Here is a 16888-nt window from a genome sequence, read left to right on the forward strand (position 1 = left end):
TCAAACTCCTATTTCAATGCCTTATAGTGATTTCGTCACTTTTACTCCGAAAAATCCATCTACATTTACAAGTTCACCATACGCCACTAATACATCATTTACATAAATACGAATTGGTTCATCAATATCCTCATCTAGCACAACTGCTTCATTTTCTTGTAAACTTAATATATCTTGAATCGTTTTCACTGTACTTCCAAATACAAATTTCACGTTCATTTCTACATTTTGTAGAATGGACGTGTCCATATATACTGGTTCCATTTGTTTTACTTCTTTAAATTCAATAGGTTGCACAACTGGTTCTACAATTTTTTCTTCTTCAATTTCTTCTGTGGCAATCTCTTCTTCTTCCACCATCGGATACAGAAGTCGCCTTACCATTTCTTTCGCTTCAGAAATTGGCAAAATTTGATACATCTTCGATTGAAGCAGATCACCAATTTCAAGATTGAACGTAATTTGAACGAGTTCGTCCACTTCCATTGACTCTCCCAAATATTCCATTTCTTCTTTTAACGTTACAAATTTAACATTTGGCGGCGTCATGTCCATTTTTTCTTGAAACATTTCTGACATCGCCGTAGCAGCATGACCCATCATTTGGTTCATAATTTCTTTAATACCGCTCAGTTCTAATTCAGTAAGCTCTTTTTCCGGATCAACTTCCCCTGTTCCCATCATCATTAAATCTACCATTGTTAAGGCAACATCTTTCGTAAATACGAATACATTCTCATTCTTTAGCCCTTCAACAAAGTCAACATTTAAAATAACAAATGGCACTGGTACTCCATCATAATGACGAACATTGATTGCTTCCACATTTGGTGTACTAATTGTAACTGGCTGATTTAAAAGCGTTGACAATACTGTTGAAGCGGAGCCAATTGAAATATTTGCAATTTCACCAAGCACATCTTTCTCTTCTTGTGTTAAATGCTCTTTTTCAACTTCTTCTACAATCTCAGTTTCCACTACTTCTGCTGGTTCGTCTGTTTCTTCTACTCCACCAGATAATTGCATTAATTTATTTACCATTTGTTTCGCATGCTCAACTGAAACAATTTGTACAAGTTTAGAGTTTACAAGATTATCTATCTTTAAATCAAAAGACACTTTAACAATCGTATGATTCCCATCAATTTCAGAGATTTTCTCCATTTCTTCTGATAACTTTACAACTTTAATCGTCGGCGGAGACATATCTACTGTATCTTGGAAGAATTCCGACATAGATGTAGCTGCGAATCCCATCATTTGATTCATCGCTTCTTGTACAGCACTTAGCTCTAATTCACCAAGTTCTTTTCCGTCCTCGATTTCACCTGTTCCCATCATCATTAAATCAGCAATGGACAATGCAACATCTTGCTTAAGGACAAGAAGGTTTTCCATATCTAATCCTTTTGTAAAATGAATGTTTAATACAACATGTGGAACTTCGACATCTCTTGAATCATATAAATCTACCAACTCTATGCGAGGAGCAGTAATGCTTACTTGCCTATTTAAAATTGTTGATAATACAGTCGAAGCTGAACCAAATGATATATTTGCAATTTCGCCAAGAATATCGCATTCTTGAGGCGTTAAATGCTCATTTTCTTTTTCTAGCACAATCGTGCTCGTATCCCCTTTTGTGTGTTGCTCAGGCATTTTCCCTGCCTCCTCATTTCTGTTTTTCTATCAAATAATATAAACTCTTATTTTATTTTAGCAAACTCATTAGTATAAAACGTTACTATGTATCCCATTATTAGATTCGTAGCAATTAGCCAAAAAGCTCCCCAATTGTATACAAGTGGGGAGCTTTCCTTCATTCCTATTATAAACCTTCTGGGTTTAAAATGAGGACCACTCGTCCATCACCGAGAATCGTCGCACCAGAGAAATAGTTAGAACTCTCTGCAAAGAAGTCACCTAATGACTTTAAGACTATTTCTCTTTGACCGATAATTGTGTTTACAATAAGTCCATAGCTGCGATGTGTATTACGAACAATTAACACAGGAACCATTTGACCATCATATGACGCAAACGCCTCATCTACTGTTTTTTCACCAAATACAGTACTTAAATGTTTCACTTCAATAATTTGATTACGATAATTTAACACATCTTTCCCTTGTAAGGATTGGATGTCTTCTCTCTTAATTCGAATTGCTTCAACGATATTTCCAAGAGGTAAAGCATAACGCTTATCATTCGTTTGAACAAGCATAGATTGAATAATAGACAACGTTAATGGAAGTTCAATTCTAAATGTACTTCCCTTTCCTTCCTCAGAATCAATAATTAAATGTCCACCTAAACTATGAATCGTATGTTTTACAACATCTAATCCGACACCGCGTCCAGAAAGATCTGATACAACTTCAGCTGTACTAAATCCTGGTTGGAAAATAAGATCAAACACTTCACGATCTGTTAATCTATTCGCATCTGCTTCAGTTACAACGCCATTTTTAATCGCTTTTTCTAATACTTTCCCTTTATTAATACCGTTTCCATCATCCGTAATTTGAATAACGACATGATTTCCACTATGAAAGGCTTCTAATTTAATCGTACCTGTCTCATTTTTACCTGCATCACGTCGTTTTTCAACAGTTTCAACACCGTGATCGATTGCATTTCGAATTAAATGAACGAGCGGATCACCGATTTCATCAATAACAATTTTATCTACTTCAGTATCTTCACCTGTAATTTGTAAATCGATTTTTTTCCCTAAATCTTTCGCTAACATACGTACCATACGCGGGAAACGATTGAACACAGTTTCAATCGGCACCATACGCATATTTAATAGTACATTTTGAATATCTTTTGAAATATCGCCTAATCGATTTAAATGTTCAATTAGCTCCTTGTTTTGAATCGTTTGAGCCAATTCATCAATGCGCCCACGTTCAATTACACTTTCTTCAAACATATTCATTAATCTTTCGATTTTCTCTAATTGAACACGAATTGAACGATTCTCCACTTTAGCATTTTTCGTTTTTGTAGTACTTTTAGCTGGCATAGCACTTGAAGGTTGATTCGTTGCCTCTATTGGTGATTCTACCTGCGTAGCCACAGCTGGTTGTAGCTTTTCTTCTACTTGCACAACTTCTTGTGTAACGACTTTTTTAGAAGCTACTTCCTTCGATATAGGTTCTCCTTGCTTTACTTCCACTTTCTCAATTTCAGAAACATGAAGTACTACTTGTTTCAATTCTTCTATACTACAATCCGTATCCATAAATACTGTAAATTCAAATCCGAAAGCATCTGCTTCAATTTCTTCAATACTCGGAGCTGTTTTTTGTATATTCCCTACATTTTGCAATGCTTCAATACACATAATGGCACGTACTGCTTTTAAAATCGCTTGCTGTTCAACTGTTATATGCACTTCATGCGAAACTGCATCATCGTTGTCTATATGATTTTGCTCTATATGTTCCGTAGGAGTTTCTACATTGCCGTTCAATAACGCTTCTAATTTCTGTTTAGTTGAGGCTACATCAATATTGCCCATTCCACCTTGTTGCACATCTGCAACCATCTTCTCCAAATTATCAATGCACTCAAAAATCACATCAATAATATCCGCATTTACAACTATATTTCCATGACGAATTTCATCTAACACATTTTCCATCTTATGCGTTAAATCAGCCATCTCCGTAAATTCCATACTCGCAGACATACCTTTGAATGTATGAGCGGAGCGGAATATTTCTCCCACAACATCCATATCAGCAGGATTTTGCTCTAACACTAGCACATTTTCATTTAGCGACTGTAAATGTTCTTCTGACTCTTCGAAAAATATATTTAATAGATCTGTTTGCATTTTTATCCCCTACCTGTCTAACAAACATTTCATTTATGTATAACAATTTAGTGTTTTACAATGAGAAAAAAGGGGGCCACACGTCGATCTGCTATCACTGTTTTGATTCCTTGTGGCACCCCTTCTATATTAACTATTTGCTACTTTTGTTAAAGCTTCAATTACACGATCGGCTTGGAATGGCTTTACAATAAAGTCTTTTGCCCCACCCTTAATTGCATCTAATACCATACCTTGTTGTCCCATTGCAGAACAAATAACAACCTTTGCACTTGAATCAATTTTAATAATTTCTTTTAATGCTTCAAGCCCGTCCATTTCTGGCATAGTAATATCTAATGTTACAATATCAGGTTGAAGTTCTTTATACTTTTGAATCGCTTCTACCCCATTCTCTGCTTCGCCGATAACTTCAAAGTCAGCATTACTTTTTAATAAGTTTTTAATCATCGTTCGCATAAACATCGCATCGTCTACTACTAAAATTTTATGTGCCATTCTTTTTAATTCTCTCCTTCTATGTATAAATATATCTTAATATTTCACCTTATCATTCTCACTCATTATACAAAATAAAATGATAAAATTTAATATTTTTTTAAAAGAATTTTCGTATTTTTATTATTTTATTATTAAAATAATAATATACTACTCTTTTATATAAATAACAACGCGACGGTTTTTTTCCCAGTTTTGCGGTGAATCATTTGGTACAATTGGCTTTGTGTCTGCATATCCTACCGCAGCTAGCCTTTTATCATCCACATTATACACTTCAATTAAATGGTGAATCATATTTGCCGCTCGTGCTGAAGATAACTCCCAATTAGAAGGGAATTTCTCGTTATGAATAGGTCTACTATCTGTATGTCCCTCTACAACAATTGGGTTAGGTACGGATTGAAAAAATCCAACTAATTGACTTATTATCCCTTTCGCTTCGGGCTTAACGTTTGCATCGCCTGTATCAAATATTAAATTATCTACTATAACGACGCTTACCCCTGTATCCTCCCGATATACATTCACTTGACTAATACCGTTATTATCTACATACGCTTTTAACTTCTTATATAATTCATCCATTCTCTTTTTTGAGATCATTTTTTCATCATTTTTTTCATGTGAAATATCTGGTATTGTATTTTCCATTACTTTTGCATCTACTTGCCCCGTATCACTAAACTTTTCAAGCATCTTTGACAATTTTACTGCATCTTGCTTTGATGTAGCAACTAGTAATACAAAGAAAGTTAATAATAACATCGTTAAATCTGTAAAAGTCGTCATCCAACGAGGCGATCCCTTTTGCGGTCCTTTACTCATCATACCACTCCTTGAAATATTAGGCTGCTCCTTTTACCTTTTTTACCTTTGTTTCGTATACGTATGTATCCAGTTTCAACTTTAATTTAGAAGGGATTTGTCCACGATACAATTCTGAAATTGCTTCTATTACAAACTTCTTCTCTGTATATAAATCTTCAATACCACGATATACTTTTTCCGCAAGAGGGATTGCAATCATATTCGCAAGTACAGACCCATATAATGTCGTTAACATCGCAACTGCCATCCCTGTACCAATTTGCGATGTATCTTGTAAGTTTTGGAGCATAATGATAAGACCAATTAAAGTCCCTATCATGCCCCAAGCTGGAGCAAAATCACCAATTTTATCTAATAATGCTGCTCCTTTTCTTAACTCATACACTTCCGTTTCAATATCTTTCAATAACACTTCTTTTAATTCATCTTCATCGTAACCGCTTAACATTAATCGAATTCCTTTTTGAATAAAAGGATTATCCACTTGCTCTCCATCTACCTCTAAAGAAAGCAAGCCGTGCTTTTTAGACTTTTTCGAAAAATCGACAAACAAATCCGTTAACTGTTCTAAATCTTCTTCTCTTCTATGTAAAACAGTAAAAATGCTTTTCGTATATTTTTTTATTTCTCCAAATCGATATGCCACAACAATTGTCGCTGTTGTTCCCCCTATGACAATTAAAATAGATGAAACATCTAAAAAGTTTTTGAAAGCTTTTATTCCACCGCCGCCAAGCATAATTGCCGCTATCACTATAATGAAACCTACTATAATGCCCACTGGGCTAGAAATATCAAACTTCCTTTTTCTTCTTTGTGGTCTAGCTAATACTTGATTTTTCTCTCCCATATTTCTGCCCTTTCCTTTCCATTTTTATATAACATTTTTTTATTTTAATAATACGTTTTCACATATAACATGTATTATACGCTTATCATCTGTTTATCGCAATATACTCATGAAATTGACACATTTCATTTCTATATTAGAATTATGGTATGAATAAATGAGGAGGATCACGATGGAACACAACATTTTACAAGTCATTGCATTAGCAGAAAAACTAAAATATGAAATGCGACATAGCTGGCTTTCCAACGGACGTCAAGAAAGTGTTGCCGAACATACATGGCGTATGTCTCTAATGGCCATTTTAGTTGAACCTTATTTGGATCAAAAAGTAAATATTGAGAAATTACTTAAAATGGTTATTATTCACGACCTAGTCGAAGCCGAAGCTGGTGATATCCCTGCATTTGATACAATGAATAGTCATGAATTACAGCTACAAAAACAAAAAAATGAACTAGAAGCTATTTCAAATATTAAACAAACATTAACAGGTTCTCTCGGTGAGGAATTATATGACTTATGGATAGAGTTTGAAGCGAAAGAAACGTACGAAGCAAAAGTTGCTAATGCACTCGATAAACTTGAGGTGAAAATCCAGCATAACGAAGCTGATATTGATACGTGGCTACCAATTGAACATAAAATGACATTCCAAGTAGCAAAGCATACAAACTTTGATTCTTTCCTATCTAAATTACAAAAAATTATTGAACAAGATGGAGAAAAGAAGTTAATTGCTGCCGGCATTGATGTTGAGGCATGCAAGCAATAATGAAATAAGACACTCAACAAGAGTGTCTTATTTCATTATTGTTGATATAGCCTGCTTATAAATAAGCTGTTGTTTTCCATCCACTAAAATTAAAACTGTAAATTTATCTACTCCAACAACTTCTCCTACTATTCTAACACCACTCTTTAAGAAAATTGTAACTGTACCTTTTTCTTCTTTTATTTGTTTATACAATTCTTCCTGTAAATGTTCCAATTACTTTCCTCTCCTTCCTGTGAAACATCTTAATATAAAAAACTATAAATTTCATTTATGCACTTTGTCTTTTATATTCATAAACTTATTAATTAGTATATCTAAATCACGACTAAATAACAAAACTTTATCATGATCCAATCCGTGTCTCGCAACAAGTTGAATTAACTCTTTCTTTTTGTTTTCTATTTTATTTTGTAATTGTCCCATCTCCATCTCTATACTAAAACTCCCTTTTCCCATAATATTACTTGTAAAATTATAGTACATATTCTCTCATAAAAAAATAAAAAAATGGTTTTTTTTACAATTTTTTATTTTTCTATGCCTAAATTACGAATCACGTAAAGGTTTATTTACAAATCACTAACATACAATCCTAATGAATCTACAGGCATTTGTCTAATTATAAATGAGACTGGCTCGTTTTCTATACAAAAAACATACTGTATATAGTAGTCCATGAACCATATAGATTAACTTACTAAAAAGGAGGAAAACATATGAGTTATGGTGGAAGTTGCGCTGGTTTCGGCGGTGGATTTGCTTTGCTTATCGTACTATTCATCCTTCTAATCATCATCGGATGTAGCTGTTGGGGTGGCGGCGGATACGGATATTAATATATCCTATCCTTGAAAAATGAACTAAAAACTATAGAAAAACAGCTCAAATATGAGCTGTTTTTTTTCATACTTTCGTATGAATTTATATCCCTCTTATTTGCGATTTCAACTAGCAACATATTGTTTACTATGGAATAAGAAACATTTTTCACTGATATAAAAGATGGTTATACATGCATATTACAAACAAAAATCATTTTAACATTAATTCTTGTCGGCATTTCATGGGGCATTATTGGAGGCGCTTATCAACTACTTCTAACGATCTATGCCGAAAAAATTTTCCATACGAACATTGGGATTTTATATACGGTTCAAGGGGCTGGGCTTATGATAGGAAGCCTTCTCGTTAATCTTTATATATCCCATAATAAAGAAAAAATGAAAAAAGTATTCGGTTGGGCCTACTTATTACAAGGAATTTTCTTTCTCGGATTCATTCTATCCGATCAACTTATTATCGGTATCATTACTTTATTCTGTATGCGTATAGCAGGAGGAATCATCGTTCCACTTGATACGACATTACTTCAAACTTACACACACGAAAATATGATAGGTAAAGTTTTTTCATTCCATTATTCTATTTACGGATCTCTTATTCAGTTATCGATGCTTTTTGCAGAAGGGCTGTTAGAAATTCTTTCTCCTCAAATGATTGGCAGTTTATTAGCTACATGCTGTTGTAAGTTTTATATGGCTGTTCTTGTTTTATCGTGGGGATCTCAGTGAATAATTTAATGATAATCAATACATTTTGATCCCATTCATTATTTGTTTCCCCATAATAAAATTGTTTCAAAATGTAAGTCGGATTTTTTAGTTAAAGAGCCTTATATGGCAATACTATTTGAGAAAAAACTAGATATTTATGTTAAAATACAAATGAGTTTGTGAAATATTGCACTTAAATAATAGACTTTAACTAGTTAAACTTGATTAAATAGGAGGGCTGTTTTGGGTATCACATTCATTTTCATATGTATTATATTAGTGGCTTCTATTTTGCAAGCAAGTACAGGTTTTGGCTTTTCCATAATGGCAACCCCTTTCTTACTTATGTTATTTCTACCACAAGAAGCTATACAAATAAATATTATTTTATCTTTAATTATCTCCATTTCACTCATTTGGAAAATAAGAATGGACGTTGATTTTGTTCTACTGAAAAGGTTTATTTTTGGAAGTATAGTTGGTGTTCCTTTTGGCATTTTAATTTTCATTTCCGTTAACATAAACACTTTTAAATTAGCAGTTAGCATCCTACTCTTACTATTAACATTGTTGCTAATATGCAACGTTAAGGTTAGATCAACACAATCTAGAGATTTCATAGTTGGCGGATTATCTGGTCTTTTAACGACAAGTATCGGTATGCCAGGTCCTCCCCTGTTACTTTATTTTACAGGAACTAATACTGAAAAAGAGAAGTTAAGAGCAACTACATTAGCTTTTTATCTGTTTATATATTTCATTAGTCTAGTAACTCAAATACTCTTTACTGGCACAAACAAAACCATTTGGGAATCAAGTTTTTATGCCATTCCAATTGTATTTTTAGGTTTGTTTATAGGTCAAATTATTTTTAAATGGCTTAATCAACGGATTTTTAAAATATTTACGTATATTCTTTTAAGTTGTACAGGGGGTTATCTTCTTATTGAAAGTTTGAACTTGTTATAGAAGATGCTTTAGATTGTGCCATAACAGATATGTTCAAACGAAATTATTACTGTATTTTCCGGCGGGGTATTCCATATCAAAACTTAAATAACTTTATTAACAGTTTACAATTAGCAATAATCTTTCTTTCATAAGGAAAATATTTCAAATCAAATACTAAATAAAACGATAAAAAGCGGCTATTATGCCGCTTTTACTTACTATTGGCATTTCATCCTCATTTTCTATCACTTTTGTAAAAAATTATTAATTTTTATTTCTATGTACATGATAACAAACAAAATACCTAAGTTCAGAAAGAATAAACAACTTTCTGGCCTTAGGTATTTCTCCTTCTCAAAAAGGCAAACCTGCATCACAGGTTTGCCTCTTTACTCACTTCTTATTTAATCCTTTTTCACTTAAAAACTCTTTCATATGCATTCTTTTTTCTTTAGACATAAACGAACTCATTGATTCCGTCCATGTTACGTTTTTCTTGTTTGATGATCTTTCTTTATAATACGCGTTCATCGTTTCATCATATTCGTTTAGTAATTCATCATATTTTTGTTCATCATATCCATTTTCATGAAGGATTGCTGCTACTGGTAAACGTGGTTTCACTCCATGATCTTCATCTGGTACGCCGACTGTCATTCCGAATACAGGATATACTTTATCAGGTAAATGAAGCAGTTCACTCACTTCTCTCGGATTATTACGAATACCACCAATATAACAAATACCGTATCCTAACGATTCTGCTGCTAGTGCTAAGTTTTGCGCAAAAAGTGAAGCATCTACCGTCGCAACGATAAAGTCTTCTACTCCCTCATGCTTTATCTCTGTACTATGTTTTTCACATGCAATTTCAAGTCGTTTTAAATCTGCACAACAAACAAAAAATGCTGCACAGTCCTTCACATGACGATTTCCGGATAGCTCTGCTAGTTTAGCCTTTAATTCCTGATCTGTTACATATATAACAGAATACGCCTGTACAAAATGTGATGAAGCTGCATGTTGCGCAGCGTGCACCATCTTTTCTACTACATCTTTTGGAATTGATTCTTCTTTATATTTACGAACTGAAACATGTTGCTCCATCTTATGTATGATCTCATTCATGAAAATCACTCCTTTTTTCTCTTCATAATGAAAAATTAACATATCTTTTTCAATTTTCACAACTTATAAGCACAAAAAGAGCAATTCTTTTTGAATTACTCTTTTTTAAAACGTTTATCGATACGGTAAATGAAATTATACTTATCTTATTACGCCGTTTTCAAGACTTTAATACCTTTTACGATATTCCAAATGAAGTAGTAAATTCCTACAAGAATGAACACTGCATATGTGATAGCCATTCCAATTCCAGCACCGTCAGATTGATTGAAACCTAAACCGTACATGCCTGATATTGCTAGTCCTCCAAATAAGATTGCGTATGGGAAAACATGTGACCAAAATGCTTTTTTCGCGTGATACTTCACTTCATCTTCTGCAACAAAGTACACGATAATTGGTAGTAAAAATGGTGCAAAAAAGATACTAAAGTAACATAACGAAGATAAAATATTATTTCCTTTCATCCGATTCACCTCTAAATAGTTTTTGTTACCTTCATTATGTCAGGAAATCATTCTAGAAACTATCGCTTTACCTTTCACGAACGTGACATATTTGTAAGATTTTCCTCAAACTAAATCCCGCCTGAAGTTTCAGACGGGATCACTTTCACTATATTCGATTCATAAACCAATACTGTGTAATTGCTAAATATTCTCGTATATTCGATGGAATGATGATTGGTTTCGGTGTTTTTGCCGGAAGACCTTCTAATTGTAAACCTTGTTTGGCCGCTATTTTTTTCGCTCTAAACATGTGAAAATCGTTTGTTACGATCATACCTTTTTTCATATCGGCTGGAATTAACGGTTTTGAGAATGTAATATTCTCATCTGTACTCGTAGATTTGTCCTCCATTATAATGCGGTCTTCTGCGATATTTTGTTTTATTAGTCCTTGTTTCATTGCTAATGCTTCTGAAATGTCTTCACCTTTTCCTTGTCCTCCAGATACGATAGCGATTGTTTTCTCATGTGATTTTAAATATTCAGCTGCTTTATCAATACGATATTGCAATGAATAAGATGGTTTCGTCCCATTTACTTTCGATCCTAGTACAATTATGTAATCAGCATCGTAGGTTGCATTCATATGCCCATGCTTATAAATGTGATATTGTAAAAACCCCGCATACACGGCGCAAATCATTATAACAACTAAAATGCCCTTCATTATTTTCTTCTTTCTCATATTCATATACTCCTATTTTCTTTTACTTCCTTCATGATAATATCCATTTATTTGTTTGTATACAGACAGATTCCAATAAACCCTAATTTATCCTCTGAAAGGTAATATTTATATTACTTTCGGGAATAGTAAGTACAACTTTACACGAAGGAGTGTCTCTATTGCTTCTCTTTTTATGTAACGTGTCGTTCTTTTTCATCTTATTTTTACTATCGCTTAAGTTACTCGGTAAATCCGCGTTAGCACAACTAACTCCTCATGATTTTGGGGCTATAATCTTTTTATCTTATTTAGCTTTCCAAGCCATACCCGTCTCTGGTGCTTTACAAGCATTTCTCGGTATGGTTATTATCACATGTTTACATTTACTCCTTACAAAATTAAGCCTATTCAACAAACTAAATCGTTTTATTCTCGGACACCCTATCATTTTAATTAAACATGGTGATATTATTTTTGAGAACTTACAAAAAAGTAGATACCCCATTGCAGAACTGCTTTCTAATCTTCGCGTTGCAGGATATCCAAGTGTTCATGAAATTGAATACGCTATTTTAGAAGCGAACGGCGCTATTAGTATTTTACCAAAAAGAGAACTTGTACCATTAACTCCAAAAGATTTAAACATAGAAGTTAAGTATGCTGGATTACCAATTGCACTTATCGTCGATTCACAAATTCAATACGATAACTTAAAGTTAATACATAAAGATGAAAAATGGTTATATAAAGAATTAAAAGAAAAAGGAATTACAAATATTAAAAACGTTGCCTTTGCTTCTGTTCAAGAAACGGATGGATCTTTTGCGATTAGTTTAAAGGAATAAAAAATCCCCTTAATTGCTTAAGGGGATTTTCTTCATCATATCGCTTCTTTCTCTCCTGCCATATTTAATGGCACAGGATGTTTCATGCGATTCATCGTAAATACGATAATTGCTGTCATTACTTCAGCAACTGGCATAACGAGCCAAATTCCATTTATACCAAATAATTTCGGCATAATCCATAACAATGGAATAATAAATAGTAATCCTCGGCTCATTATAATAAGTACTGATTTCTTCGTTTGTCGTACTGATTGGAAATACTCTCCATACACAATGTTATAACCTAAAAATACGTATTGGATAAAGAATAAGCTAATACCTGTTAAGGTTAACTCCAATAATTCTGGAGATTGAACATCAAATAAACCAATGATATATTTCCCGAAGAATAATCCGACAATTATCGCAATGCCTCCGAGGACAACTGCAATTTTCACAGCAAACTTCAGTCCTTCACGAAGTCTCTCTGATAAATTTGCCCCGTAATGAAAACTAGCAATTGGCTGTAATGCTGCTCCAACACCAAAGAATAATAGTAATGTCATTGCATGAATACTATTCACCATCGCATAGGAAGCTACTCCTACTTCTCCTGCATATTGGACAAATGCGATATTAAAACCAATCGTTACGATTGCAACCGTACTTTCTGCTGTAAAACTTGGGAAACCAATCACCATAATTTGTTTGACAGTATCCCATTCAAAATGAAATTTCGTCCACTTTAAAATACTACTTTTTCTAAAGAAGTGCGTTAGTAATACAAGGAAACCAACCGCTGCCGAAAGAATAGTCGCTGAAGCAGCACCTGTAACGCCCCATCCAAAGATAAAAATAAAGATATAGTCAAACACTATATTTAATACAGCTGTTACAACAAGACCAGCCATTGCTAAATTAGGATTTCCATCATTTCGTATGAATGTACTTAAAATATTTTCTAAAACGTATATCATTCCAAATGTTAATAATACGTGTAAATAGTCTAACGCATATGGTAGAATCACTTCATTTGCACCAAATAAATATGCTAAATCTTCTATTCTCCATAAGCAAATCGCTGCTAAAATCCCTACGATAACAACTGCTACCGTCATGGATTGAGTAAAAATAGACCTTGCTCTTTCTCGTTTATTTTCACCTAATGCAATGGAATATAACGTTGCCCCGCCCATTCCAATCCATAATGAAATAGAGAAGAAAATCGAAAACGCTGGAATAGCCACGTTTACTCCTGCTAAACCGTTCGCCCCAACTCCTCTACTAATCATGACCGCGTCAATTACAATATTCACTGACATTAATACCATTCCAAGAACGGCTGGTATTAAATATGAAATAAATAAACTTTTAATTGGTTTTTCTCTTAATTTTTCTGTTGCTTCCATACTATTATGCTCCTTTTTCAACTCTCTGTTCACAGTTTAAACCTTCAAGTAACTTGAAGGTCAAGAGAGAATTAAAAAATAGGTAACTGAATTATATTAATGAATGTAAATTTGTAATCAATTCAAAGGTTTTCATCTTATTTTTTTACTACAGGAATTTGAATTTCTGTTACTTGCTCCTCTGGATTTTCTGTTACAGACCAATCAATCAATCCAATCTCAATCGAATCTCCATGTACTTCGTAACCTTCTTTATCAATGTATGTAAGTAACTCCTTGTACGTTGCATCTGTTTCTTCATACGGTCCATGATGATAAGAACAAGCATATAAACCTTCTTTAATTTCATCTGAAGTATGCACTTCATACGGCATATAATCCAAAAGAATAAATACGCTGCTATATGCTTGAAACTCCTTTTGCATTAATGCTTTTTTGGAAATTGTCACACCTATATCTCCTGAAAATAGACTATCATCCATTTGCCTCATATTTTTTTGCAACGAATGAATGTAGTACTCAAACATATCATCCGTCGTATTCGGGGCAACCGCAATAGCTGTTATTTTTCGCTGCGGAATCTCTTTAATTACCATTTGTTCAGCTTTTGCTTTTGTTGCTTTCTTAATTAAATGAATTCTATGCTCCATTTTCGCCAAAGCATACTCAATTTCTCTTTGTTTCTTCAGCATCATCTCTTGTTGTTTTTCCAGTAAATTGAGTGCGTATGCTGGATTTCTTTCATCAATATATTTCTTAATTTCCTTTAACGGAATATTTAACTGGCGTAAAAATTTAATCGTATCTAACAGTGAAAATTGATCGATTGTATAATAACGATAATTCGTTTGAGGATCCACAATGGACGGATGAAAAATTCCTTTTTCATCATAATACCTTAATGTAGATTCTGCGATATTATGCATTTTCGCCATTTCTCCAATTGTAAAACGTTTATTTAATAACATCTTTTATTTCCTTCCATTTCTATTTATTTCATTATATGTTCATTTTCTCTTCAAAACAAAAAAGAATTCCCATACGAGAATTCTTTTTTACTATTAAACCTCTATTATTATAGGAAGAATCATCGGCTTTCGTTTTGTATTTGTATATATATACTTCCCTAATGCTTCTCTTACCTCCCTTTTCAAAATACCCCAGCTATTCACATTCTCTTTCTTTAAATTATTAATCGTAATAACAGCTAATTTATTTAATTCTCTTAGAAATTCTTCTGAATCACGGACATAGACAAATCCACGAGAAATAATATCTGGACCTGAAATTATTTCTCCATCCACTTTATTAAAAGTAATAACTATAACGAGCATTCCATCTTCTGAAAGTTGTTTACGATCACGTAATAATGCATTTCCAACATCTCCAATTCCTAATCCATCTACATATATATTTCCTGCCTGTATTCTTCTAGATTGAATTGCCACTTCATTACTTATATCTACAACATCTCCATTACGTACAATAAAGATATTTTCCTTTTCAATACCAATTGATTCTGCTAACAAACTATGGTGATGTAGCATTCTAAACTCTCCATGAATTGGAATAAAATATTTTGGCTTCATTAATGTAAGCATTAACTTCAACTCTTCTTGATATGCATGACCGGATACATGCACTCCAGTAGAACTACCTGATCCGTAAATCACCTTTGCTCCTAATGCAAATAAATTATCGATAATTCGAGAAACGTTACGTTCATTTCCTGGGATAGGTGTCGCGGCTATAATAACCGTATCTTCTGGTAAAATATCCACTTGTCTATAGTTTCCACTAGCTAAACGCGCTAAAGCTGCCATTGGTTCTCCTTGACTTCCTGTACAAAGTATTGCAACCTGCTTTGGATCTAAACGATTTACCTCATTTGCTTCAATCAACATACCTTCTGGAATATGTAAATAACCTTTCTCTAGAGCAACCTCTACTACATTTACCATACTTCTCCCTAGCAAAGCTAGTTTTCGATTTGTTTTTATACATGCTTCAACTATTTGCTGAACACGATTCACATTAGAAGCAAACGTAGAAATAATTACTTTTCTATTTGCTTTCATAAATATTTCCTCTATCCGTTCTCCTACTGACCTTTCTGATGGAGTAAAACCTGGGCGTTCTGCATTTGTGCTTTCAGATAATAAAGCTAGTACACCTTCACTTCCTATTTTAGCCATTTTATGAATATCAGGATGTTGATTATTTACTGGTGTTAAATCAAATTTAAAATCACCTGTATGTACTACAGTACCTTCTGGTGTATGAAAAACAATACCGAGACAATCCGGAATACTGTGGTTCGTTTTAAAAAAAGTTGCCTTAATAGAACCACAATCAATTTCTGATTCTGAATGAATAACGATTAATTCCGTATCATTTTGAAGATTGTGTTCCTTTAATTTAATTTCAATTAAACCTAACGTTAACTTTGTTGCATAGATTGGTACATTTAGTTGTTTTAAAAAATATGGTATTCCGCCAATATGGTCCTCATGCCCGTGCGTTACTATTAAACCGCGAATTTTTTCTTTATTTTCTTGCAAATATGTGACGTCTGGAATTATTAAATCAATCCCTAATAAACTTTCATCTGGAAATTTAGATCCACAATCAATGACGACAATATCATTTTCATATTGGATAGCATACATATTTTTTCCTATTTCATTTACTCCACCTAAAGCAACAATAGACAAGTTATTTTTTAATGCCTTCAAATTATAAATCCTCCCTTTCACAGTTATAGTTCGTGAAATAGTATGTAGACTTTATTATTTGTAATGGAAAAGGACTTCATACTATTTTATACATATAAAATTCACACACTACTCTTACACCTATATCCCAATAAGACAGCTTCTTCCTCAAAAAGCTCCCATTTTTTCATTGATTTTTTATAAAATCTATTATATATTAATTACAGGTTCAAATTACAAGTTCAAAAGAACTTGTAATCAGACCCTTTTGTTTAATGGGTTTTACATATTTTCATTAGGCAAATTCCGAGAAATCGTATGATAAA

The 16888-nt window shown here is 33.2% G+C and carries 17 protein-coding genes and 1 pseudogene; 5 read left to right on the forward strand and 13 right to left on the reverse strand.

Annotated features, from left to right (window positions below):
• Positions 1-21: 21 nt before the first annotated feature.
• The 5 genes from HMAS_RS16020 to HMAS_RS16040 form a co-directional block, all read right to left on the reverse strand.
• Positions 22-1659: a flagellar motor switch protein gene (locus tag HMAS_RS16020; RefSeq protein WP_025709212.1), complete on the reverse strand. Its 1638-nt coding sequence runs from the start codon at positions 1657-1659 to the stop codon at positions 22-24.
• Positions 1660-1828: 169 nt separating this feature from the next.
• Positions 1829-3847, reverse strand: a complete 2019-nt coding sequence (locus tag HMAS_RS16025) for a chemotaxis protein CheA (protein WP_001192608.1) — start codon at positions 3845-3847, stop codon at positions 1829-1831.
• A gap of 129 nt (positions 3848-3976) precedes the next feature.
• Positions 3977-4345: a response regulator gene (locus tag HMAS_RS16030; RefSeq protein ID WP_000940565.1), complete on the reverse strand. Its 369-nt coding sequence runs from the start codon at positions 4343-4345 to the stop codon at positions 3977-3979.
• A 150-nt stretch (positions 4346-4495) separates the two neighbouring features.
• Entirely contained in the window at positions 4496-5173 is a 678-nt protein-coding gene (locus tag HMAS_RS16035) for an OmpA family protein (protein WP_000033627.1), read from the reverse strand.
• Between the two features lie 19 nt (positions 5174-5192).
• Positions 5193-6026 (reverse strand): flagellar motor protein MotP, encoded by an 834-nt coding sequence (locus HMAS_RS16040; protein ID WP_000504191.1) that lies wholly within the window; start codon positions 6024-6026, stop codon positions 5193-5195.
• 172 nt (positions 6027-6198) lie between these two features.
• Between HMAS_RS16040 and HMAS_RS16045 the strand changes: the two genes are divergently transcribed.
• Positions 6199-6801: an HD domain-containing protein gene (locus HMAS_RS16045; protein ID WP_000400771.1), complete on the forward strand. Its 603-nt coding sequence runs from the start codon at positions 6199-6201 to the stop codon at positions 6799-6801.
• Positions 6802-6828: 27 nt separating this feature from the next.
• Here the strand turns inward: HMAS_RS16045 and hfq are convergent, their stop codons facing one another.
• Positions 6829-7017, reverse strand: a complete 189-nt coding sequence (gene hfq, locus HMAS_RS16050; protein WP_000400665.1) for an RNA chaperone Hfq — start codon at positions 7015-7017, stop codon at positions 6829-6831.
• A 51-nt stretch (positions 7018-7068) separates the two neighbouring features.
• Positions 7069-7287: an aspartyl-phosphate phosphatase Spo0E family protein gene (locus HMAS_RS16055; RefSeq protein WP_000291691.1), complete on the reverse strand. Its 219-nt coding sequence runs from the start codon at positions 7285-7287 to the stop codon at positions 7069-7071.
• Between the two features lie 233 nt (positions 7288-7520).
• Here HMAS_RS16055 and HMAS_RS16060 point away from each other — a divergent pair, with 233 nt between their 5' ends.
• The 3 genes and pseudogenes from HMAS_RS16060 (at position 7521) to HMAS_RS16070 (ending at position 9326) form a co-directional block, all read left to right on the forward strand.
• The gene (locus HMAS_RS16060; protein ID WP_000120179.1) at positions 7521-7640 is read left to right on the forward strand and encodes a YjcZ family sporulation protein; all 120 of its coding nucleotides are present in this window, start codon (positions 7521-7523) and stop codon (positions 7638-7640) included.
• 141 nt (positions 7641-7781) lie between these two features.
• Positions 7782-8379, forward strand: a pseudogene (locus HMAS_RS16065) (MFS transporter); the annotation flags it as partial.
• Positions 8380-8600: 221 nt separating this feature from the next.
• Positions 8601-9326: a sulfite exporter TauE/SafE family protein gene (locus HMAS_RS16070; RefSeq protein ID WP_000513085.1), complete on the forward strand. Its 726-nt coding sequence runs from the start codon at positions 8601-8603 to the stop codon at positions 9324-9326.
• Positions 9327-9701: 375 nt separating this feature from the next.
• Here the strand turns inward: HMAS_RS16070 and nfsA are convergent, their stop codons facing one another.
• The 3 genes from nfsA to HMAS_RS16085 all read right to left on the reverse strand — a co-directional run bounded on the left by nfsA (position 9702) and on the right by HMAS_RS16085 (position 11630).
• Positions 9702-10436 (reverse strand): oxygen-insensitive NADPH nitroreductase, encoded by a 735-nt coding sequence (nfsA, locus tag HMAS_RS16075; protein WP_025709219.1) that lies wholly within the window; start codon positions 10434-10436, stop codon positions 9702-9704.
• A 149-nt stretch (positions 10437-10585) separates the two neighbouring features.
• The gene (locus HMAS_RS16080; RefSeq protein ID WP_025709220.1) at positions 10586-10903 is read right to left on the reverse strand and encodes a DUF4870 domain-containing protein; all 318 of its coding nucleotides are present in this window, start codon (positions 10901-10903) and stop codon (positions 10586-10588) included.
• Positions 10904-11051: 148 nt separating this feature from the next.
• Complete coding sequence (locus HMAS_RS16085; RefSeq protein ID WP_025709221.1) at positions 11052-11630, reverse strand: YdcF family protein; 579 nt, start codon at positions 11628-11630, stop codon at positions 11052-11054.
• 161 nt (positions 11631-11791) lie between these two features.
• Here HMAS_RS16085 and HMAS_RS16090 point away from each other — a divergent pair, with 161 nt between their 5' ends.
• Entirely contained in the window at positions 11792-12457 is a 666-nt protein-coding gene (locus tag HMAS_RS16090; protein WP_025709222.1) for a DUF421 domain-containing protein, read from the forward strand.
• A gap of 35 nt (positions 12458-12492) precedes the next feature.
• On the opposite strand, the gene HMAS_RS16095 is transcribed toward HMAS_RS16090, so the two are convergent.
• From HMAS_RS16095 to HMAS_RS16105, 3 genes are all read right to left on the reverse strand, one after another.
• Positions 12493-13848: an MATE family efflux transporter gene (locus tag HMAS_RS16095; protein ID WP_000388393.1), complete on the reverse strand. Its 1356-nt coding sequence runs from the start codon at positions 13846-13848 to the stop codon at positions 12493-12495.
• A 137-nt stretch (positions 13849-13985) separates the two neighbouring features.
• Positions 13986-14816 carry a MerR family transcriptional regulator gene (locus HMAS_RS16100; RefSeq protein WP_000925932.1) on the reverse strand — a complete coding sequence of 277 codons (831 nt, stop codon included), beginning with the start codon at positions 14814-14816 and terminating at the stop codon, positions 13986-13988.
• A 93-nt stretch (positions 14817-14909) separates the two neighbouring features.
• Positions 14910-16583 carry a ribonuclease J gene (locus HMAS_RS16105; protein ID WP_000645618.1) on the reverse strand — a complete coding sequence of 558 codons (1674 nt, stop codon included), beginning with the start codon at positions 16581-16583 and terminating at the stop codon, positions 14910-14912.
• Positions 16584-16888 lie beyond the last annotated feature (305 nt).

Origin of the sequence: Bacillus sp. HMA207, assembly GCF_003402455.1 — a bacterium.
GTDB classification, from domain to species: Bacteria; Bacillota; Bacilli; order Bacillales; family Bacillaceae_G; genus Bacillus_A; species Bacillus_A cereus.

Coding starts and splice junctions, on each gene's coding strand:
- HMAS_RS16020 (WP_025709212.1), bottom strand. CDS start 1,659: ATGCCTGAGCAACACACAAAAGGGGATACGAGCACGATTGTGCTAGAA.
- HMAS_RS16025 (WP_001192608.1), bottom strand. CDS start 3,847: ATGCAAACAGATCTATTAAATATATTTTTCGAAGAGTCAGAAGAACAT.
- HMAS_RS16030 (WP_000940565.1), bottom strand. CDS start 4,345: ATGGCACATAAAATTTTAGTAGTAGACGATGCGATGTTTATGCGAACG.
- HMAS_RS16035 (WP_000033627.1), bottom strand. CDS start 5,173: ATGAGTAAAGGACCGCAAAAGGGATCGCCTCGTTGGATGACGACTTTT.
- HMAS_RS16040 (WP_000504191.1), bottom strand. CDS start 6,026: ATGGGAGAGAAAAATCAAGTATTAGCTAGACCACAAAGAAGAAAAAGG.
- HMAS_RS16045 (WP_000400771.1), top strand. CDS start 6,199: ATGGAACACAACATTTTACAAGTCATTGCATTAGCAGAAAAACTAAAA.
- HMAS_RS16055 (WP_000291691.1), bottom strand. CDS start 7,287: ATGTACTATAATTTTACAAGTAATATTATGGGAAAAGGGAGTTTTAGT.
- HMAS_RS16060 (WP_000120179.1), top strand. CDS start 7,521: ATGAGTTATGGTGGAAGTTGCGCTGGTTTCGGCGGTGGATTTGCTTTG.
- nfsA (WP_025709219.1), bottom strand. CDS start 10,436: ATGAATGAGATCATACATAAGATGGAGCAACATGTTTCAGTTCGTAAA.
- HMAS_RS16080 (WP_025709220.1), bottom strand. CDS start 10,903: ATGAAAGGAAATAATATTTTATCTTCGTTATGTTACTTTAGTATCTTT.
- HMAS_RS16085 (WP_025709221.1), bottom strand. CDS start 11,630: ATGAGAAAGAAGAAAATAATGAAGGGCATTTTAGTTGTTATAATGATT.
- HMAS_RS16095 (WP_000388393.1), bottom strand. CDS start 13,848: ATGGAAGCAACAGAAAAATTAAGAGAAAAACCAATTAAAAGTTTATTT.
- HMAS_RS16100 (WP_000925932.1), bottom strand. CDS start 14,816: ATGTTATTAAATAAACGTTTTACAATTGGAGAAATGGCGAAAATGCAT.